Origin of the sequence: Pseudomonas sp. MWU13-2100, assembly GCF_023242365.1 — a bacterium.
In the GTDB taxonomy this organism is placed as follows: domain Bacteria; phylum Pseudomonadota; class Gammaproteobacteria; order Pseudomonadales; family Pseudomonadaceae; genus Aquipseudomonas.
Genome location: NZ_JALLIX010000005.1, coordinates 111,334 through 131,978, shown reverse-complemented (window position 1 = coordinate 131,978; position 20,645 = coordinate 111,334). Strand labels below are relative to the sequence as shown.

Annotated in this window: 18 protein-coding genes and 1 pseudogene; 10 read left to right on the top strand and 9 right to left on the bottom strand. The window is 62.0% G+C overall.

Annotated elements, in window-relative coordinates; all coding sequences use genetic code 11:
• The first annotated feature begins 166 nt into the window (after positions 1–166).
• The 8 genes from M5B99_RS05760 (at position 167) to M5B99_RS05725 (ending at position 10,059) form a co-directional block, all read left to right on the top strand.
• The gene (locus tag M5B99_RS05760) at positions 167–1,138 is read left to right on the top strand and encodes a DNA-binding protein (RefSeq protein WP_248803079.1); all 972 of its coding nucleotides are present in this window, start codon (positions 167–169) and stop codon (positions 1,136–1,138) included.
• Positions 1,139–1,455: 317 nt separating this feature from the next.
• Entirely contained in the window at positions 1,456–2,766 is a 1,311-nt protein-coding gene (locus M5B99_RS05755; RefSeq protein ID WP_248803078.1) for an ABC transporter substrate-binding protein, read from the top strand.
• Positions 2,767–2,942: 176 nt separating this feature from the next.
• Entirely contained in the window at positions 2,943–3,869 is a 927-nt protein-coding gene (locus M5B99_RS05750) for a carbohydrate ABC transporter permease (protein WP_100941177.1), read from the top strand.
• A gap of 10 nt (positions 3,870–3,879) precedes the next feature.
• On the top strand, positions 3,880–4,716 hold the full coding sequence (locus M5B99_RS05745; protein WP_100941163.1) for a carbohydrate ABC transporter permease: 837 nt from the start codon (positions 3,880–3,882) through the stop codon (positions 4,714–4,716).
• A 146-nt stretch (positions 4,717–4,862) separates the two neighbouring features.
• Complete coding sequence (locus M5B99_RS05740) at positions 4,863–5,966, top strand: ABC transporter ATP-binding protein (protein ID WP_248803077.1); 1,104 nt, start codon at positions 4,863–4,865, stop codon at positions 5,964–5,966.
• Positions 5,967–5,984: 18 nt separating this feature from the next.
• Positions 5,985–7,469 carry a mannitol dehydrogenase family protein gene (locus M5B99_RS05735; RefSeq protein WP_248803076.1) on the top strand — a complete coding sequence of 495 codons (1,485 nt, stop codon included), beginning with the start codon at positions 5,985–5,987 and terminating at the stop codon, positions 7,467–7,469.
• Between the two features lie 157 nt (positions 7,470–7,626).
• Positions 7,627–9,117 carry a xylulokinase gene (gene xylB / locus M5B99_RS05730; RefSeq protein WP_248803075.1) on the top strand — a complete coding sequence of 497 codons (1,491 nt, stop codon included), beginning with the start codon at positions 7,627–7,629 and terminating at the stop codon, positions 9,115–9,117.
• Positions 9,118–9,123: 6 nt separating this feature from the next.
• Positions 9,124–10,059 (top strand): carbohydrate kinase family protein, encoded by a 936-nt coding sequence (locus tag M5B99_RS05725; protein ID WP_248803074.1) that lies wholly within the window; start codon positions 9,124–9,126, stop codon positions 10,057–10,059.
• 80 nt (positions 10,060–10,139) lie between these two features.
• Here M5B99_RS05725 and M5B99_RS05720 read toward each other — a convergent pair whose 3' ends face one another.
• Positions 10,140–11,309 (bottom strand): PilT/PilU family type 4a pilus ATPase, encoded by a 1,170-nt coding sequence (locus tag M5B99_RS05720; RefSeq protein ID WP_248803073.1) that lies wholly within the window; start codon positions 11,307–11,309, stop codon positions 10,140–10,142.
• A 169-nt stretch (positions 11,310–11,478) separates the two neighbouring features.
• Here M5B99_RS05720 and M5B99_RS05715 point away from each other — a divergent pair.
• Positions 11,479–13,089, top strand: a pseudogene (locus tag M5B99_RS05715) (ATP-binding protein); the annotation flags it as partial.
• Between the two features lie 57 nt (positions 13,090–13,146).
• A complete protein-coding gene (locus M5B99_RS05710; protein ID WP_007932676.1) occupies positions 13,147–13,422 on the top strand; it encodes a peptidylprolyl isomerase in 276 nt (91 codons plus the stop codon).
• 195 nt (positions 13,423–13,617) lie between these two features.
• On the opposite strand, the gene M5B99_RS05705 is transcribed toward M5B99_RS05710, so the two are convergent.
• The 8 genes from M5B99_RS05705 to M5B99_RS05670 all read right to left on the bottom strand — a co-directional run bounded on the left by M5B99_RS05705 (position 13,618) and on the right by M5B99_RS05670 (position 20,321).
• Entirely contained in the window at positions 13,618–14,544 is a 927-nt protein-coding gene (locus M5B99_RS05705) for a sugar kinase (RefSeq protein WP_248803071.1), read from the bottom strand.
• A gap of 150 nt (positions 14,545–14,694) precedes the next feature.
• A complete protein-coding gene (locus tag M5B99_RS05700) occupies positions 14,695–15,912 on the bottom strand; it encodes an amino acid deaminase (RefSeq protein ID WP_248803070.1) in 1,218 nt (405 codons plus the stop codon).
• 37 nt (positions 15,913–15,949) lie between these two features.
• Positions 15,950–16,714, bottom strand: a complete 765-nt coding sequence (locus M5B99_RS05695) for an IclR family transcriptional regulator (protein WP_248803069.1) — start codon at positions 16,712–16,714, stop codon at positions 15,950–15,952.
• Between the two features lie 194 nt (positions 16,715–16,908).
• On the bottom strand, positions 16,909–17,295 hold the full coding sequence (locus tag M5B99_RS05690) for a RidA family protein (RefSeq protein WP_248803068.1): 387 nt from the start codon (positions 17,293–17,295) through the stop codon (positions 16,909–16,911).
• Between the two features lie 22 nt (positions 17,296–17,317).
• The gene (locus M5B99_RS05685; protein ID WP_248803181.1) at positions 17,318–18,091 is read right to left on the bottom strand and encodes an amino acid ABC transporter ATP-binding protein; all 774 of its coding nucleotides are present in this window, start codon (positions 18,089–18,091) and stop codon (positions 17,318–17,320) included.
• Positions 18,091–18,753, bottom strand: a complete 663-nt coding sequence (locus M5B99_RS05680) for an amino acid ABC transporter permease (protein ID WP_248803067.1) — start codon at positions 18,751–18,753, stop codon at positions 18,091–18,093. Before M5B99_RS05680 ends, M5B99_RS05685 begins: the two co-directional genes overlap by 1 nt.
• Before the next feature lie 9 nt (positions 18,754–18,762).
• Positions 18,763–19,425: an amino acid ABC transporter permease gene (locus M5B99_RS05675; RefSeq protein ID WP_248803066.1), complete on the bottom strand. Its 663-nt coding sequence runs from the start codon at positions 19,423–19,425 to the stop codon at positions 18,763–18,765.
• Between the two features lie 53 nt (positions 19,426–19,478).
• Positions 19,479–20,321, bottom strand: a complete 843-nt coding sequence (locus M5B99_RS05670) for a transporter substrate-binding domain-containing protein (RefSeq protein WP_191488431.1) — start codon at positions 20,319–20,321, stop codon at positions 19,479–19,481.
• Positions 20,322–20,645: the final 324 nt, after the last annotated feature.

Below are 20,645 nucleotides of genomic sequence, written 5' to 3'. Positions count from 1 at the left end.
CCGGCATTCGTACTGATTCCCAGGGCAAAATCGCGAAAAACGCCTATCACACGGGGTAATACCAGTATATCCCGTGTCAATAATTTCAAATATCAGCTTTTCATATTAATCTATATGCTATGTATATACATGGTACGTACCACAGTATGAAATCGTAGGAGAGCATATGGCTCGTGGCGGCGTAAACAAGGCAGTGGTGCAAACAGCACGCTTGGCGATCCTCGCTCGTGGTGAGCACCCGAGCATCGATGCGGTACGTATCGAAATGGGCAACACCGGTTCCAAGACCACCATCCACCGCTATCTCAAGGAACTGGATGACACCGATACGCGCCGTGTCGCACCCGTGGAGTCACTCGACGAAGAACTGGGCGAACTGGTCTCGCGGCTGGCGCAGCGTCTCCAGGAACAGGCTCGGGAACCTGTCGAGCAGGCCCGGGCGCAACTGGCGGCGAAACAAGCCGAATGGCAGGCGCAATTGGCAGAGATGGCCGAACAGTTGGAGCAACAGCGGCGTCAGTTCGAGATCCAGGGCGCGGCCCTGGCCGGCGAGTCAAGCAACCTGCTCGCCACCCGTTCGATGCTGCAAACCGAGCAAACCCGCAACGCCGGGCTGAGCCAGGCCTGCAGCGATTACGAATTGCGTCTCAAGGACAAGGATCAGCAGATCCGCTCCCTGGAGGACAAGCACCTGCATGCCCGCGAGGCACTGGAACATTTCCGCAGTGCCGCCCGCGACCAGCGCGATCAGGAACAGCGCCGCCATGAAGCGCAGGTTCAACAAGTGCAGATGGAGTTGCGCCAGGCCCAGCAGAGTGCGCTGGTGCGCCAGGACGAGATCACCCAGTTGCACCGTGATAATGAACGGCTGTTGGCACAGAACCGGGGAACCACGAAGGCGCTCAAGCTGGCGCAGGAGCAACTGGAAAAAGAGCGGCTACGCGCGGAGCAACAGATTCAGCAGACGCGAGCGCTGGAGAATACGAGCACCTTGCTTGGGGAGCGCCTGCGGGTAGCGCAGGAGGACGCAGGGTTGCTCAAGCTCAGGGTCACAGACCAGCAGGTGCTCGTTCAAACCCTGGAACTCAAGCTGGCTGAAACTGAAACGGCGCTGGAAGCGCTTCAATTGCCAGAGTAGCTTTGCTGGCGATGGCGGCGTTACATTCACCGCCGTCATTGCCCCCCCCATTGCAGGACACCGGGGCGCCCATAATATGTACGGATTCACCCCCTTATCCCCCCGTAAATCCCCACTCCCCTGCCTCGATCAGCTATTTCGCCGACCTGCGACATTCTGCCCCAGTGCAAAAAAGTACCGAACGAAGTGTCGTCAAGGATTTGTCAGGACAGCGTTAGAGGGCTGTAATCAATGCCAGATTCTTCCTGGGCACCGGAAGACACAACAACAATAAACTGACCTTCAGCGCCTCCGTGCGTAATGAAGAGGAGTGTTCGATGAAAGCCATTGCCACCGCACTGCTTGTCACCACCGGCCTCACCCTCAGCGGCGTCAGCCTAGCCGCCCAGACTCTGACCATCGCCACCGTCAACAACAGCGATATGATCCGCATGCAGAAGCTGTCGAAAACCTTCGAAGCCGAGCACCCGGACATCAAGTTGAACTGGGTGGTCCTGGAAGAAAACGTCCTGCGCCAACGCCTGACCACCGACATCGCCACCCAGGGCGGCCAGTTCGACGTGCTGACCATCGGCATGTACGAAGCGGCACTCTGGGGCGCCAAAGGCTGGCTGGAACCGATGAACAACCTGCCCGCCAGCTACGATATCGACGATGTATTTCCGTCGGTGCGTGACGGTCTTTCCGTCAAGGGCACCCTGTTCGCCCTGCCGTTCTACGCCGAAAGCTCCATGACCTACTACCGCACCGACCTGTTCAAGGACGCCGGCCTGACCATGCCCGAGCGTCCGACCTGGGAACAGATCGGCGAATTCGCCGGCAAACTCAACCACCCCGACAAGGAGCAATACGGTATCTGCCTGCGGGGCAAGGCCGGCTGGGGCGAGAACATGGCCCTGATCACCACCATGGCCAATGCCTACGGCGCCCGCTGGTTCGATGAGAAATGGCAGCCGGAATTCAACGGTCCGGAGTGGAAGAACGCCCTGAACTTCTACGTCGACACCATGAAAAAGGCCGGCCCGCCGGGCGCTTCGAGCAACGGCTTCAACGAAAACCTGGCGTTGTTCAACAGCGGCAAGTGCGCCATCTGGGTCGACGCCAGCGTGGCCGGTTCCTTCGTCACCGACAAGACCCAGAGCAAGGTCAGCGACCATGTCGGCTTTACCTACGCACCGCATCAGGTCACCGAGAAAGGCTCGGCCTGGCTCTACTCCTGGGCCCTGGCGATCCCGACCAGCTCCAAGGCCAAGGACGCGGCGAAAGTCTTCAGCAGCTGGGCCACTTCCAAGGAATACGGGGCCCTGGTGGCCAAGGAAGACGGCATTGCCAACGTACCGCCAGGCACTCGCGCCTCGACCTACAGCGATGCCTACATGAAGGCCGCGCCGTTCGCCAGGATCACCCTGGAATCGCTCAAGGCCGCCAACCCGAAAGACCCGAGCGCCAAACCCGTGCCTTATGTCGGGATCCAGCTGGTGACCATTCCTGAGTTCCAGGCCATCGGCACCCAGGTCGGCAAGCAATTCTCCGCTGCCCTGACCGGCCAGACCACGGTCGACAAGGCCCTGGCCGACGCCCAGACCTTCACCGAACGCGAAATGAAACGCGCGGGTTATCCGAAGTAACCCGGTTCGGGGACAACACACCGTCCCCTGTAGGAGCAGAGCTTGCTCGCGAAGGCGCCCTCAAGATCGCTAAAAGCTTGGCGGTGCGGCGTCCCGACAAGCTCCGCTCCCACACAAGCTCGCCTCCCGAAGGACTGAGATTGCCCGCTCCTTGCACTTAATCGGTTTTGAACACCATGAATACCTCCACTGCCAAAGCCCATATGGATATACCCCAGCCGCTGCGTAAAAGCCGTCTGCGCAACCCTGGCTGGTTCCTGGTCTCACCATCAGTCGGCCTGTTGCTGCTGTGGATGATCGTGCCCCTGGGCATGACCGTTTACTTTTCGCTGATCCGCTACAACCTGCTCTATCCGGGCGAGAACCAGTTCGTCGGGCTGGAAAACTACACCTACTTCCTGACCGACTCGGGCTTTCTCCCGGGCGCCACCAATACCCTGTTGCTGGTGGGCAGCGTACTGCTGATCAGCGTGGTGTTCGGCGTGCTGATTTCGGCGCTGCTGGAAGCCAGTGAGTTCTTCGGCCGCGGCATCGTCCGGGTGCTGTTGATCTCGCCCTTCTTCATCATGCCCACCGTCGGGGCGCTGATCTGGAAAAACCTGATTTTCCACCCAGTCTCGGGGATTCTCGCCGCGCTGTGGCGTGTGTTCGGCGCACAGCCGGTGGACTGGCTGGCCCATTACCCGCTGCTGTCGATCATCATCATCGTCTCCTGGCAGTGGCTGCCCTTCGCCATCTTGATCCTGATGACCGCCATGCAGTCCCTCGACCAGGAACAGAAAGAAGCCGCGCGCCTCGACGGTGCCGGTCCCGTGGCGATCTTCTGGCACCTGACCCTGCCGCACCTGGCCCGGCCGATCGCCGTGGTGGTGATGATCGAAACCATCTTCCTGCTCTCGGTGTTCGCGGAAATCTTCACCACCACCAACGGTGGTCCGGGCTATGCCTCGACAAACCTGGCCTACCTGATCTACAACCAGGCCCTGGTGCAGTTCGATGTCGGCATGGCTTCGGCCGGGGGCCTGATCGCGGTGATCATCGCCAATATCGCGGCGATCATCCTGGTACGGATGATCGGCAAAAACCTGACTGACAAGCCTTGAGGCCCGCGCCATGACCCTCACACTCAAACAATCCCGGCGTCTGCAAAGTGTCCTGCTCGGCACCCTGGCCTGGGCCATCGCGATCCTGATCTTCTTCCCGATCTTCTGGATGGTGCTGACCAGCTTCAAGACCGAGATCGACGCGTTCGCCACGCCGCCGCAGTTCTTCTTCACCCCGACGCTGGAGAACTACCTGCATATCCAGGAGCGCAGCGACTACTTCCACTTCGCCTGGAACTCGGTGGTGATTTCCTTCAGCGCCACCTTGCTATGCATGCTGATCGCGGTGCCGGCGGCCTACTCCATGGCGTTCTATGAAACCCAACGAACCAAACGCACCCTGCTGTGGATGCTATCCACCAAGATGCTGCCGCCAGTGGGCGTGCTGATGCCGATCTATCTGCTGGCCAAGTCCTTCGGCCTGCTGGACACGCGCCTGGCGCTGATCGTGATCTACACCCTGATCAACCTGCCGATCGTGGTCTGGATGATTTACACCTACTTCAAGGACATCCCCAAGGACATCCTCGAGGCTGCCCGCCTCGATGGGGCCACCCTGTGGCAGGAAATGGTCCGGGTACTGCTGCCGATCAGCAAGGGCGGGCTGGCTTCGACCCTGCTGCTGTCGCTGATCCTGTGCTGGAACGAGGCGTTCTGGTCGTTGAACCTGACCTCCTCGCAGGCCGCGCCGCTGACCGCCTTGATCGCCTCCTATTCAAGCCCCGAGGGCCTGTTCTGGGCCAAGTTGTCGGCCGTCTCGACCCTGGCCTGTGCGCCGATCCTGATTTTCGGCTGGATCAGCCAGAAGCAGTTGGTCCGCGGCCTGTCCTTCGGCGCCGTGAAATAGATCAGCGATTTTTTGAACACAACAGAACCTGCAGGAGCTGGCTTGCCAGCGATGAGGCCCTCAAGCCTTGTGACGCCCATTCGGACGCCATCGCCGGCAAACCGGCTCCCACAGGGTTCTCAGCGAACTTCAAAAGGAGCCTCACCATGGCCAACCTGAAAATCAAGAATCTGCAAAAAGGCTTCGAAGGCCTGTCCATCATCAAAGGCATCGACCTGCAAGTGAACGACCGCGAGTTCGTGGTCTTCGTCGGTCCGTCCGGCTGTGGCAAATCAACCCTGCTGCGACTGATCGCGGGCCTCGAGGAAGTCACCTCCGGAACCATCGAGCTGGACGGTCGCGATATCACCGAAGTCAGCCCGGCCAAGCGCGACCTGGCGATGGTGTTCCAGACCTACGCCCTGTACCCGCATATGAGCGTACGCAAGAACATGTCTTTCGCCCTCGACCTGGCCGGCGAGTCCAGGACCGAGGTGGAACGCAAGGTCAACGAAGCCGCGCGTATCCTGGAACTCGGCCCGCTGCTGGAGCGCAAGCCCAAGCAACTCTCCGGCGGCCAGCGCCAGCGGGTCGCCATCGGCCGCGCCATTGTGCGTAATCCAAAGATCTTCCTCTTCGACGAACCGCTGTCCAACCTCGACGCCGCCCTGCGGGTACAGATGCGCCTGGAACTGGCGCGCCTGCACAAGGAGCTGCAGGCCACCATGATCTACGTGACCCATGACCAGGTCGAAGCCATGACCCTGGCCGACAAGGTGGTGGTACTCAACGGCGGACGCGTCGAGCAGGTCGGTTCGCCCCTTGAGCTCTACCATGCACCGGCCAACCTGTTCGTCGCCGGCTTCCTCGGTACGCCGAAAATGGGCTTTCTCAAGGGCAAGGTCAGCCGCCTCGACGGCCAGGGCTGTGAGGTCGAGCTGGAGGCCGGGACCCGCGTCAGCCTGCCGCTGAGCGACCCCGGCCTCAGCGTCGGCAGCCCGGTGACCCTGGGGATTCGTCCGGAACACCTGGAGCTCGCCAAGCCCGGCGACTGTACCTTGCAGGTCACCGCCGATGTCGGCGAACGCCTGGGCAGCGACACCTTCTGTCACGTGCGCACGGCCTCGGGTGAAGCCCTGACCATGCGTATCCGCGGCGATATGGCCAGCCAGTACGGAGAAACCCTGCAACTGCACCTGGACAGCGCCCACTGCCATTTATTCGATGCCAACGGTGTCGCGGTCGCCCGTCCGCTGCGCGCTGCCGCCTGATTGCCGAGAGCCTTAGCCATGAAACTGAACAAACAGAATCTCCATCAGTTGGCGCCTGAAGTCCGCCTGCCCCTCTACAACCTGGCCGATACCCGCCAGGGCATCGTCCATATCGGCGTCGGCGGTTTCCATCGCGCCCACCAGGCGTACTACACCGACGCCCTGATGAACACCGGCGAGGGCCTGGACTGGGCCATCTGCGGGGCCGGCCTGCGCAACGAAGACCGCCGCGCCCGGAACGACCTGGCCGGGCAGGATTACCTTTTCACCTTGTACGAGCTGGGCGACAGCGACGACACCGAAGTCCGGGTGATCGGCGCCATCAGCGACATGCTGCTGGCCGAGGACGACCGCCAGGCCTTGATCGACAAGCTCGCCTCGCCGCAGATCCGCATCGTCTCGCTGACCATCACCGAAGGTGGCTACTGCATCGACGACAGCAACGGCGAGTTCATGACGCACCTGCCGCAGATCCAGCACGATCTCACCCACCCCGAGGCACCACAGACCGTCTTCGGCTTTCTCTGCGCGGCCCTGGCCAAACGCCGGGCCGCCGGTATCCCGGCCTTCACCCTGATGTCCTGTGACAACCTGCCCCACAACGGCGCCGTGGCCCGCAAGGCGCTGCTGGCCTTCGCCGCCTTGCGCGACGCCGACCTGCATGACTGGATCGCCGCCCACGTGAGCTTTCCCAATGCCATGGTCGACCGCATCACGCCGATGACCAGCACCGCCCATCGCCTGCAACTGCATGACGAACACGGTATCGACGATGCCTGGCCGGTGGTCTGCGAACCCTTTGTGCAATGGGTGCTGGAAGACAAGTTCGTCAACGGCCGCCCCGCCTGGGAAAAGGTCGGCGTGCAGTTCACCGACGATGTCACCCCCTACGAAGAGATGAAGATCAAGCTGCTCAACGGCAGCCACCTGGCTTTGACCTACCTGGGTTTCCTCAAGGGTTATCGGTTTGTCCACGAGACCATGAACGATCCGCTGTTCGTTAAGTACATGCGTGCCTACATGGACCTGGACGTCACCCCGCAGCTGGCGCCGGTGCCGGGTATCGACCTGGACGAGTACAAGGACACCCTGGTGCGGCGTTTCTCCAACCAGGCGATTGCCGACCAGTTGGAGCGGGTGTGTTCCGATGGCTCGTCGAAGTTTCCCAAGTTCACCATCCCGACCATCAACCGACTGATCGCCGACGCTCGCGAGACCGAGCGCGCGGCGCTGGTGGTGGCGGCCTGGGCCTTGTATCTCAAGGGGGTCGATGAAAACGGCGCGACCTACGGCATTCCTGACCCACGGGCCGAATTCTGTCAGGCGCTGGTGGCGGATGACACCTTGATCGTGCAACGGCTGTTCGCCGTGGAGGAGATTTTCGGCAGCTCGATTCCCCAATCCGCCGAATTTATCGCGGCGTTCGAACGCTGCTTCAACAGCTTGCGCGAAGTGGGCGTGAGCAAGACACTGGAACATTTGTTGGCCAACGTTCCGGCCTAGCGGTCGAACATGAACCTGTGGGATATGAACCTGTGGGAGCGGAGCTTGCCCGCGAAGCTGTTAGCGACCTTGAGGCCGCCTTCGCGGCGATGCGGCGACCCGACAAGCTCCGCGCCCACAATGATGCAGTGATCCAGCTCTAACTCCAGGCACCGTCATGAATCAGAAACTCTATCTCGGCATCGACTGCGGCACCCAAGGCACCAAGGCCATCGTCCTCGACACCGTCAGCGGTCGGGTGCTGGGCCAGGGCTCGGCACCCCATGCAATGATCAGCGAGGCCAATGGCCGCCGCGAACAGGACACCGGGCAATGGCTCGACGCTTTCGTCCAATCCACCCGACAAGCCCTGGCCGCGGCCGCCGTCGATGGCCAGGCGATCCTCGGCATCGGCGTCTCCGGCCAGCAACACGGCCTGGTCCTGCTCGATGAGCGGGGCCAGGTCCTGCGTCCGGCCAAGCTCTGGTGCGACACCGAAACCACCCCGGAAAACCAGCGCCTGCTGGAACAGCTGGGAGGCGAACAGGGCTCGCTCGAACGTCTCGGCCTGGTGATCGCTCCCGGCTATACCGTGTCCAAACTACTCTGGACCCGGGAACAGCATCCCGAGCTGTTCGCCCGGATCGCCCATATCCTGCTGCCCCACGATTACCTCAACTACTGGCTCACCGGCCGTAGCTGCGCGGAGTACGGCGATGCCTCGGGCAGCGGCTATTTCGATGTACGCAAGCGCTGCTGGGACCTGCCCCTACTGCACCAGATCGACCCCAGCGGGCGCCTGCAGGCCGCCTTGCCGGAACTGATCGACGCCCACCAGCCGGTGGCTCGGGTTCTTCCCGAGATCGCCGCAATGCTGGGCATCAATCCCAACGCGCTGGTCTCCAGTGGCGGCGGCGACAACATGATGGGCGCCATCGGCACCGGCAATATCCAGGCCGGGATCATCACCATGAGCCTCGGCTCTTCCGGTACGGTCTATGCCTATGCCGACCGACCGCTGGTCAGCCCTCACACCTCGGTCGCGGCCTTTTGCTCTTCCAGCGGGGGTTGGCTGCCATTGATCTGCACCATGAACCTGACCAACGCCACCGGCGCCGTGCGCGAGCTGTTCGAGCTCGGGCTCGACGACTTCAATGCCCGGGTCGAACAAGCCCCGATCGGCGCCGAGGGGATTGGCATGCTGCCGTTTCTCAATGGCGAACGGGTCCCCGCCCTGCCCCAGGCCACGGGCAGCCTGTCAGGCCTGACCCTGACCAACCTGACCCAGCCCAACCTGTGTCGCGCCGTGGTCGAGGGCACCACTTTCGGCCTGCGTTACGGGCTGGACCTGCTGCGCGAAGCCGGCCTGCAAAGCCAGGGTATCCGCCTGACCGGTGGCGGCTCGAAAAGCCCGGTGTGGCGGCAGATCGTCGCCGATATCATGGACACCCCGGTGGTCTGCACCCGCCAGAGCGAAGCCGCGGCCCTCGGTGCGGCGATCCAGGCCGCCTGGTGCGAATCCGCCGGCGTGCAAACCCTGGCCGAATTGTGCGAACGTTGCGTCAGCCTGGATCCGGCGAGCGAAACCCGGCCAGTTGCCGCCAATGTCGCCGCCTACCAACCCGTTTATCAGCGCTACCGCCAACAGGTAGCGGCCCTTCAAGAGTGAGTTCCCATGTATCTGGTCTGTGGTGAAGCGCTGTTCGATTTTTTCAGTGATGAGGCAAGCGGACAAGCCTCGAAAGTGAATTTCAAGGCGATTGCCGGCGGTTCGCCGTTCAACGTCGCCGTCGGCTTACGCCGCCTGGGGGTCGACGCGGCGTTGTTTGCCGGGTTGTCCACGGACTATCTCGGACGCCGCTTGCAGCAGGTCCTAAAAGAAGAAGGTGTGCGCGCCGATTATCTGCTGGACTTCGAGGCCCCCACCACCCTGGCGATGGTCGCCGTGGGCGCCGACGGCTCGCCCCATTACAGCTTCCGCGGCGAAGGCTGCGCCGACCGCCAGTTGCTGCCGGGGCACCTGCCGAAACTCGGCGACGAGGTGCGTGGCTTGCATATCGGCTCGTTCTCGCTGGTGGTGCAACCGATTGCCGACACCCTGCTGGCCCTGGTGCGGCGGGAAAGCGGCCGGCGGCTGATTTCCCTCGACCCCAACGTGCGACTCAACCCGAAACCGAATATCGAGCTCTGGCGCCAACGGATCGCGGCCCTGGCCGCCCATGCCGACATGATCAAGGTCAGCGACGAGGACCTGGGCCTGCTCTACCCGGATCGCGACCCGCAGAGCATCGCCCAGGAGTGGCTGTCCCAGCGCTGCCAGCTGGTGTTCCTGACCCGCGGCACCCAGGGCGCCAGCGTCTACAGTCGCCAGCATGGCCACTGGTCGGTGCCGGCCCGCGAAGTGATCACCGTCGATACCGTCGGTGCCGGCGATACTTTCCAGGCAGCGCTGATCGCCTGGTTGACCGAACAGCAGCTGGACTCGATACAGGGCCTGGAGCGTCTGGACAAGGCTCAGATCGATGCGATGCTGGATTTCGCCGTCGGCGCTGCTGCAATTACCTGTAGCCGCAACGGCCCGGACTTGCCGTATCGACATCAGTTGGGTTGAGCAACGCGGCCGTCCCTGCAACACGAGGAAACTGCCCTGATCCGGAAAGCGCCGCCCATCAGGTTATGGGCGGCGCGGAGTCAACCGTGGGGCGTGTTGCCATCTTCCACCAGGCCCCAGTCCTTGGCATCCAACTCTTTCGCCGCGATCGGCGGCGCGGGAGGGGTCTTCTGCACGGTCAGGGCCGTGGTGTCCTGATGCAACTTCAGGCGCAGCCGCAGGTTGTTCACCGAGTCGGCGTTCTTCAACGCCTCCTCCTCGTCGATCGCGCCCTCCACCACCAGTTCGAACAAGGCCGTATCAAAGGTGCGCATACCGATGAGCTCGGACTTCTCCATGATGCCCTTGAGCTCGGAAAACTCATTGCGCTTGATGAAATCCCGCACCGTCGGCGTGCCCAGCATCACCTCCACCGCCGCCCGGCGCTTGCCGTCCAGGGTCGCGACCAGACGCTGCGAGACGAACGCCTTGAGGTTGTTGCCCAGGTCATTGAGCAATTGTGGCCGGCGGTCTTCGGGGAAGAAGTTGATGATGCGGTCCAGCGCCTGGTTGGCGTTATTGGCGTGCAGGGTGGAGATCGCCAGGTGCCCGGTATCGGCGAACGCCAGGGCGTGCTCCATGGTTTCGCGATCGCGGATCTCGCCGATCAGAATCACGTCCGGTGCCTGGCGCAGGGTATTTTTCAGCGCCGCGTGGAAACTGCGGGTGTCGACCCCGACTTCGCGCTGGTTGATGATCGACTTCTTGTGCCGATGGATGTACTCCACCGGGTCTTCGATGGTGATGATATGACCACTGCTGTGGCGGTTGCGGTAGTCGATCAGCGCTGCCAGCGACGTCGATTTGCCAGAACCGGTGGCACCGACGAACAGCACCAGGCCACGTTTCTCCATGATGGTCTCAAGCAGGATTGGCGGCAGCTTGAGGTCTTCGAAACGAGGAATTTCCAGCTTGATATTGCGCGCGACGATGGACACTTCGTTGCGCTGCTTGAAGATATTGATGCGGAAGCGGCCGACACCGGGCAAGGACAGCGCCAGGTTCATTTCCAGTTCGCGCTCGAATTGCAGGCGTTGCTCGGCATCCATGATACCGTCGGCAATGGCCGCCACTTCACCCAACTTCAGCGAGTCCGTGCCCAATGGCTTGAGCACGCCGTTGAATTTGGCACAGGGCGGCGCACCGGTGGACAGGTACAGGTCCGAACCGTCCTGGGCGGCCAGGGTTTTCAGCAACGCGTGGATATCCATGGCAAAGTTGTCCGCAATACAGTCAAAAAGAGGTTTGTGCGATTAAGCTTGTGTCATTCAGATATGACGGATGTCTACAGCTTGGCGGGATAATAAGCCGCGGCGCAACCCAAAGCTTCACCTTCAAGGCAGGTTTATGAACGGATCTCCAGGCGACACCGCCACCCGACTCGGTACCTGGGACTGGGATATCGACCAGGACCTTTTTATCGCCGATGCTCATTTCGCCCAATTGCACGGAGTCGACCCGGCGCTGGCCAGCCAGACCCCCATCAGCGTCTATATGGACAGTGTGCACCCTGAAGATCGCGCGCTGGTGGCCCATGGCATCAAGCAGTGCCTGGAGCAGCACACCGAGCACGCCGAAGAATACCGGGTATTGCACGCCGACGGCCAGGTGCGCTGGGTCTTTGCTCGCGGACGCTGCCAACTCGATCCCCATGGTCGGGCGCGGCGCTTTGTCGGTGCGGCCCTGGATATCACCGAACACAAACGTACCGAAGAGGCCCTGCGCAATCTCAACGAGACCCTGGAAGAGCGTGTCGCCCAGCGCACCCGAGCACTGGCCGAATCCAACCAGCGCTTGCAGAACGAGATGTTCGAGCGCGAGCGGGCCGAAGAAGCCTTGCGTCACGCGCAGAAAATGGAAGCGGTGGGACAACTGACCGGCGGCATAGCCCATGACTTCAACAACATGCTCACCGGCATCATCGGCAGCCTCGATCTGATGCAACGCTATATCGCCGCCGGGCGCAGCGACGAAATCGGCCGTTTTGCCGACGCCGCCGTCAGCTCGGCACAACGGGCCGCCGCCCTCACCCACCGATTGCTGGCATTTTCCCGACGGCAATCGCTGGACCGCAAGCGCATCGATCCCAACCAATTGGTGCAGTCGCTGGAAGAGCTGTTCAGCCGCACCAAGGGCGCGCATATCAGCTTGAAGGTCGAACTGGGCCAGGACGTGTGGCCGGTCAACACCGACACCGGACAACTGGAAAGCGCCCTGCTCAACCTGGTGATCAACGCCCGCGATGCCATGCCCGACGGTGGCGAGCTGCGTATCGTGACCGCCAACAGCTATCTCGACGGTGGCGACATCAGCACCCTGGAACCGGTCAAGGCCGGTGACTACGTGATGATCGGCGTCAGCGACAACGGCACCGGGATGAGCCCATTGATTCTGGCCAAGGCCTTCGACCCGTTCTTCACCACCAAGCCCATCGGCCAGGGCACGGGCCTGGGCTTGTCGATGATCTATGGCTTTGCCCAGCAGTCCGGCGGCCATGTCACCCTGGAAAGCGAGCCGGGCAAAGGCACCAGCGTACGCTTGTACCTGCCGCGCTATCACGCGCCGCAAGCAGAGGCGCCGCGACCGTCGCGGCAACCGGCGGAGTCGCCGCTGGCCGAGATCGACGAGTCGGTGATGGTGGTCGAGGATGACCCGGCGGTACGGATGTTGGTGCTCAATGTCCTCGACGAACTGGGCTATACCGTGCACCCGGCGGCGGATGCGCGGACCGCCTTGCCGCTGCTGGAGTCGAGCCTGCGCATCGACCTGCTGGTCACCGATGTCGGCCTGCCGGGGATGAACGGTCGGCAACTGGCGGAAGTCGCCCGCCAGCACCGTCCTGGGCTCAAGGTGCTGTTCATGACCGGTTATGCCGAGAAGGCCGCCGAACGCCAAGGTTTTCTCGAGCCGGGTATGGACCTGATCGCCAAGCCCTTCACCCTCGATGCACTGGCGATCCGGGTGCGCGACATGATCGGGCAAGCGTCTTGACCTTCAGGCATAATGCCGCGCCCGTCGCATGCCCCAACGCTTCAAGGTAACGAATCAATGAAAGCCCAAGCCCGCCATATCCTGGTCAAGACCGCCGAGGAAGCCGAACAGCTCAAGCAACGTATCGCCAAGGGCGAGGCGTTCGATGTGCTGGCCAAGAAGTACTCCACCTGCCCCTCCGGCAAGCGCGGTGGTGACCTGGGAGAAGTCCGGCCGGGTCAGATGGTCGGTGCCATCGACCAGGTGATTTTCAAGAAGCCGCTGCGCACCGTGCACGGGCCGATCAAGAGCAAGTTTGGGTATCATCTGGTGCAGGTCTTTTACCGCGATTAAGGCACGTAACACTTGTGGCGAGCGGGCTTGCCCGCGTTAGGGCGCGAAGCGGCCCTAAAATCTGTGATCCGGGTGCATCAGGTCGAATGCAGTGACTGGCTTCACGACTGCTTCGCAGCCGAACGGGGCGGTGCGGCGTCCCGACAAGCCCCCTCGCCACAAAACTAGCACCTCCACACACTCAGGCCTGAACCGTCAGCCTCGTGGAATCAGCGCCCCACGCACCTGAATCACCCGACTCGCCAGCCGATGCCCGGCCAACGCCGCTTCTTGCGGATCACCGCCCCTCAGGCGACTGGCCAGATACGCCGCACTGAACGAATCCCCAGCCGCCGTGGTATCGACCACCGTCTCGACCTTCTGCGCCGGCACCTCGAACGCCGCGCCTTCGCAGTGAATCAGGCAACTCTCCGCCCCCCGCTTGATCACCACTTCCGGGATGCCGATATGCTCATAGGCACGAAACACCGCCTCGCCATCGGCATAATCGAACAGCGCCTGCTCATCTTCCAGGGTCAACAAGGCCAGGTCGACATAAGGCAATACCGAGCGATACGCCTCACGCGCCTGCTCGACATTCGCCCAGAGACGCGGCCGATAGTTATTGTCGAAGACCACCCGGGTATCGCCCCGACGGGCCTCTTGCAGCACCGCAACCAGCTTTTCCCGGCCGAGTTCGCCCAGCACCGCCAGGGTGATGCCGCTGAAATACAGCACGTCGTAATCCGGCAAAGCCGCCAGCACCGGGGCCGCGCTCGGCGCAGTGAAGCAGTCGCGCACGGCCGCTTCGTTGCGCCAGTAGAGAAACCGGCGCTCGCCCTTGGCATCGGTCTGGATGCAGTACAAACCGGGCAAGCGCCCTGGCAGGCGTTGAACAAGGTCCAAGCCAATGCCTTCCTCGCGCCAGATCCGGCACATACTGTCGCTGAAGCTGTCATCGCCCAGGGCCGTGACATAGTCCACCGAAGCCCGTCCACCCAGTTCGCGGGACAGGTACACGGCGCTGTTCAGGGTGTCGCCACCGAAGCTCTGGTGCAGACTGCCGTCGGCGTGTTGTTGCAGTTCGATCATGCATTCGCCGATCAGGGCAATGCGCGGTAGGGGCAGGTTCAGGGTGGTCATTCTGCGGGTCTCATAGTGTCCGATACGGCTTTCTCGCGGCGCTGCGGCGTGCCGACAAGCTCCGCTCCCACTGGTCCTGTGTCGATCACTCTGTCCGGGATCGACACCGACACTGTGGGAGCGGAGCTTGCCCGCGAAGACGATATCCGCTTAGAAGCAAGTCTCGAAGGTTTCGATCACACTCATCCGCTCATCGACAATGCAACCGACCCGCCACTTGTCAAACGTCAGGCACGGATGAGAGGTGCCAAACGACACAATATCCCCAACCTTCAACTCGCAGCCCGGCGCCACCGTCATGAATGCGTGCTGGTCCATCACCGCCGTCACCTTGCAGGCACTGACATCCTCGCCCATTGCCGGCAGCACCCCCGGCTGATAACGCAGCAAAGGCACCGGCAACCCGGCATCGAAGGCCACATCGCGCTTACCCAGGGCGATCACCGCGAAGCCCGGCTCCGGTATCGATTGCACATGGGCCCAGACTTCCAGTGCCGGACGCAAGCCTTCGCTCAGGTCACCCCGGCGATGCAGCACGCAGCACTGCGCGTCCTTGTAGATGCCATGGTCGTGGGCGACATAACTGCCCGGGCGCAGCACGCTGAGAAAACGTCCGTCGGCGTCCTGGGCCTCGAACTCCTCGGCGATCAGGTCGTACCAGGCCGAACCCGAGGCGGTGATGATCGGCTTGCCGATATCGAACGCATCGCTGTTCTGCAGGTCCACCGCCAGTCGCACCAGGGAGCCGGCGAAGGCGCGAATCCCGCTCTCGGCCTGATCGCCATGAATCACCCCTTCGTAACCTTCGATACCGGTCAGGGCCAATGCCGGCTGGGCTTTGATGGCTCGAGCCAGGTCCAGCACTTCCTGCTCGCTGCGGCAACCACAACGACCGCCGACCACGCCGTACTCGATCATCACGTTCAAGCGCAGGCCGCGCTCGGCGAAGAAAGCCCCCAGGGCCGCGACGTTGTCCGGGTGATCGACCATACAGTGAAACTCAAACTGCGTATCGACCAGCAACCCGGCGATCAGCGCCATGTTCGGCGCGCCCACCAGCTGGTTGGCCATCAGCACTCGCCGGACGCCTGCCGCGTAGGCGGCACGGGTCTGCACGGCGGTCGCCAGGGTCATCCCCCAGGCCCCGGCGGCCAGTTGCCGCCGGAACAGCGCCGGCACCATGCTGGTCTTGCCATGGGGCGCCAGCTCGGCGCCGCTGGCGCTGACGAAATCCTGCATCCAGCGAATATTGTGCTCCAGGGCGTCGCGGTGGAGCACCAGGGCTGGCAGACTGACATCGCTCACCAGTTGCGCACCGACGCTGGCGGCGCCTTTTTCCACGGCGGTGAAGTTCAAGGCAGTAGACATTGCAAACTCCTTATCGGCGGCGCCCGTGGCGGCCGCACTAGTCGTTGATGCGACGGGCCAGGTTGTTCGCGCTCTCGATCAGGACCCGGCGATAGTCGTTGTAGTTGGTCTTGGCATCGGCCCGCGGGGCGACGATGCACAGGGTGGCGATGCAAATGCCGCGCTCGTCCTTGACGGGCGCGGCGAAGCAGTGGGTAAAGGTGTCGGCGACGCTATCGAAGGAAAAGAACCCGTCGATCCCGGCCTGGCGGATTTCCTTGAGAAACACCTCCAGCGGCAGGCGCTGGCCGTCCGGCAGGATGAAGTCGTCGTGGTCGATCAGGTCGATGATTTGCTGGTCGCTCAGGTGTGCCAGCAGCAGGCGGCCGGAAGCGGTCCAGGGAATCGGCGCGTTTTCGCCGATATCCGAGGAAATCCGGAAATGCCGCTCACCTTCCTTCATCAGCGCCACGGTGTACTTGCGCCCGTTGAGCAGGCACATCTGCGCGGTTTCCCGGGTCTGGCTGACGATTTCCTGCAAGGCGTGGTCGGCTTCGCGGCTCAGGTCGAAATGCCGCAGGTGCGCCTGGCCGAGAAAATACAGCTGACGGCCCAGGTAGACATGGCCTTCCTTGCCGACCGATTCGAGGATGCGCCGCTCCAGCAGGGATGCCACCAGCTCGTAGACCGTGGACTTCGGGCTGCCGATACCGCTGGCAATGTCATTGGGACGTAGCGGTTGGCCGACTTCCTTGAGGTAATCGAGAATATCGAACGCCCGATCCAGCCCTTTTGCCCGGCGCTTGATGGTGTCTTCGGTCATGTCAGTGCCATCCCATTGGAAAAATTGCCGGGGAGTGTACCCAGAGTCCCGCGGCGACTGTTAGATCGCTTTCGCGGCGGTGCGGCGTCCCGACAAGCTCCGCTCCCACAAATTTTCGGTTGTACGCAATACAGCGGCCCGCCCCTGACTTTGTGGGAGCGGAGCTTGCCCGCGAATAGGCCATCAGGGTTTCATCACTTCTTCTTGTACGCGATGCAATCGATCTCGACCTTGCAGTCGACCATCATGTTCGCCTGGACACAGGCCCGCGCCGGAGCGTGCTCGGGCGTGAAGTACTCGGAAAACACCTTGTTGAAACTCCAGAAGTCCCGCGGGTCCTCCAGCCAGACACCCGCGCGCACCACATCCTTCAAACCATAACCGGCCTCCTCGAGAATCGCGATCAGGTTCTTCATGGTCTGGTGAGTCTGCTCGACGATGCCGCCGACAATGATTTCGCCATTCAGCGCCGGCACCTGGCCGGACACGTGCAACCAACCATCGGCTTCGACGGCGCGGGCGAAAGGACGCGGCTGACCGCCACCCGCGGTGCTGCCGGTGCCATAACGAATAATGCTCATGCTGTTCTCCTTGAATGAAAAGTCAAAAACGGGTGTTTTTCAGAAATTCCGCGAGACGCGGCGACTGCGGACGCTCGAACAGTTCTTTGGGTGGCCCCTGTTCTTCAATACGCCCCTGGTTCATGAACACGATCTTGTCCGAGACCTCGAAGGCAAAACGCATCTCGTGGGTGACCAGCAACATGGTCATGCCCTCTTCCGCCAGGCCCTTGATCACCGCCAGTACTTCCCCGACCAGTTCCGGATCGAGGGCCGAAGTGACTTCGTCAAACAGCATCAGGCTGGGATTCATCGCAATGGCCCGGGCAATCGCGACCCGTTGCTGCTGGCCACCGGACAACTGCCCGGGAAAGTGATTACGCCGCTCCAGCAGGCCGACCCGTTCCAGCCATTTCTCCGCCAGCGCCACGGCCTGGTCCTTGGGCAGTTTCTTGACCTTGAGCAGGCCCAGGGTCACGTTCTGCAAGGCCGTGAGGTGCGGAAACAGGTTGAACTGCTGGAACGCCATGCCGGTCATGGCCCGATGCTGGGCGATGACTTTTTCCGGATGGCGGACGCGCTTGCCGTTGACTTCGCTGTAGCCGATGGACTCGCCGTCCAGGGTGATCTGGCCGCCCTGGAACTCTTCCAGCAGGTTCACGCAGCGCAGCAGCGTGGTCTTGCCCGAGCCGCTGGAGCCGATCAGCGTGACCACGTTGCCACGCTGCATGTCCAGGTCGACGCCCTTGAGCACTTCGAGCTTGCCGTATTGTTTGTGCAGCCCGCGAATGCTGAGCAGCGCTTGGGAATCAGTCATCATGGCAAGGCCACCCGCTTTTCAATATGCCGACCGAGCAACTCGATCGAGTAGTTGATGATGAAGAACAAGAAACCGGCGAACAGGTAGAACTCCAGGGTCATGAAAGTCCGGGCAATCACCTGCTGGGTGCTGAGCAGCAACTCGGCGACACCGATCACCGAGAGCAGGGTCGAAGCCTTGACGATCTCGGTGGAGGAGTTGACCCAGGTCGGCAGGATCTGCCGCAGCGCCTGGGGCAACAGCACATAACCGAGGGCCTGGTGGAAGGTCAGGCCGATGGCCTTGCTCGCTTCCATCTGGCCACGCGGGATGGCTTGCATCGAGCCACGCACGATCTCCGCCACGTGGGAGCCACAGAACAGCGTCAGGCCGAGGGCACCGGCCTGGAAGGCGCTGATCTGCCAGCCCAGGGCCGGGGCCATATAAAAGCAGGCCAGGACCAGCACGAACACCGGGGTGCCGCGGATCAGGTCGACATACAGGCGAAACGGCGCGCGCATCCAGAACTTGCCGTAGGTCAGCACCAGGCCGGCGACAATACCGATCAGGGTGCCGCAGACAATCGCCAGGACCGAAACGGCGACACTGGTCTGGAAACCCTCCCAGAGGGTTTCCCGGGCGATCCACAACTCATGCAACCAACTTTGCGATTCGTACATGAGTGCCTCCTATCGGCGAATCGCCAGACGCTGCTCGAGGTAACGCAGCATCAGGGCAATGAGGTAACAGGCGACCACATAGAGCGCCGTGGTCACCATCCAGGTTTCGATCACCCGGTAGCTTTCCACGTTGATCTTGCGGGCGTGATAGGTCAGCTCCGGCACGGCGATGGCCGCTGCCAGGGAGGTGTCCTTGAACAGAGAAATGAAGTTGTTGGACAGCGCCGGCAGCACGTTGCGCAACATCACCGGGACGGTGACATAGGCCCGCACCTGCCATTCGCCGAGGCCGATGGCCAGCCCGGCTTCGCGCTGGCCCTTGGGAATGCTCAGCAGGCCGGCGCGGAACACCTCAGTCAGATAGGCCCCGGCATACAGCGACAACGTGACGATAAACGAGGGAATCTTGTCCAGCCGGATGCCCAGGCCCGGCATGGCGAAGTAGATCAACAGGATCAACACCAGGATCGGCGTGTTGCGGATCACCGTCACATACACCGAGGCCAGCGCCCGCAGTGCGCGATGCTTGCTGAGCAAGGCAAACGCCATCATCAGGCCGATCACACAACCGATGGCGATGGACACCAGGGCCAGTTCCAGGCCCAGGCCCAGTCCCGCCAGCAAGGTGTCGAAATCGCGCCAGACGGCGGCAAAGTTCAACTGATAGTTCATGGTTCGCAGTACCTTCGACGGGGCGCCGCATTCGGCGCCCTGCCCTTAACGGATCACTTGAATTCGACAGGGAAACCGATTTCTGGCGAAGGAAGATCGACACCGAACCATTTTTTGAAGGACGCCGCGTAGGTTGGGAACTCGACACCGGTCATGGCTTCATGCAGCGTGGTGTTGACGAAGTTCAGCCAGTCCTGGTCGCCGCGCTTGACCGCGCAGGCATAGGTTTGCGGGCTCCAGGCAAAAGCCGGGCTGCGGTACATGCCGGGCTTCTGCACCATCAGGTACTTGACCGAGGACTGGTCAGTGGCGGCGGCGTCGGCCCGGCCGGTGCTCATGGCCTGGTACATCAGGTCGACACTGTCGTACTGGTCGACCTTGGCCTTGGGCAGCGCCTGGTGCACCAGTTCCTCGGCATAGACGTTCTGCAGCACGGCCACGGTAACGCCGTCGCCGGCGGCACGCAGGCTGTCGATTTCCTTGTATTTGCTATTGGCCGGCAGCAGCAGCGCGACCCCTTCGCGGTAGTACGGCAAGGTGAAGGCGACCTGCTGGGCGCGGCTGGCGGTCACGGTGATGAACTGGCAGCTGATATCGACCTTGTCGGTCAGCAGGTTGGGAATCCGCGCATCGGAAGACTGCACCACGTACTCGACCTTGCTCGGGTCGTTGAACAGGCCCTTGGCGATCATGCCGCCGATATCGATATCGAACCCCTGCAACTTGCCGTCTGCGCCCTGGAAGTGCCACGGCGCGTTGGTGCTGCCAGTGCCTACAATCAGGTGACCGCGCTTGAGCACGCTATCGAGCTTGCTGTCGGCTGCTTGCGCAGCCACCGCCGCCGAAGCCGCCAGAAGAAAAACACAGGCTTTAAACAAGGAAAGTCCACGCTGCATGACGTTGCACTCCGATGATGTGTATTCCGCTATAACGGAACTTGGTATGTAACAACGGAATAGACAGCAGAAACTGTGCCAGCAGATTCTGCGTACTGCAATCGAGGCTATAAACTCAATAAAAATCAATTAGATAGGATTTTCGAAAAAACAATGTCACGGGCGCTAGCACAGCACGGTGCTACGGAAGGCCACGAGGGTGTGGGTGTGAAGGCCCCAAGGCAGTGCGGGAGTGGGTGATTTGGGGGCAGCCGTTTGGTAGGGACGGAGCTGATTTGAGCCCGACGCTCAGCATGGACAGAGCCCCCAGAAAGTAGGCAGCTA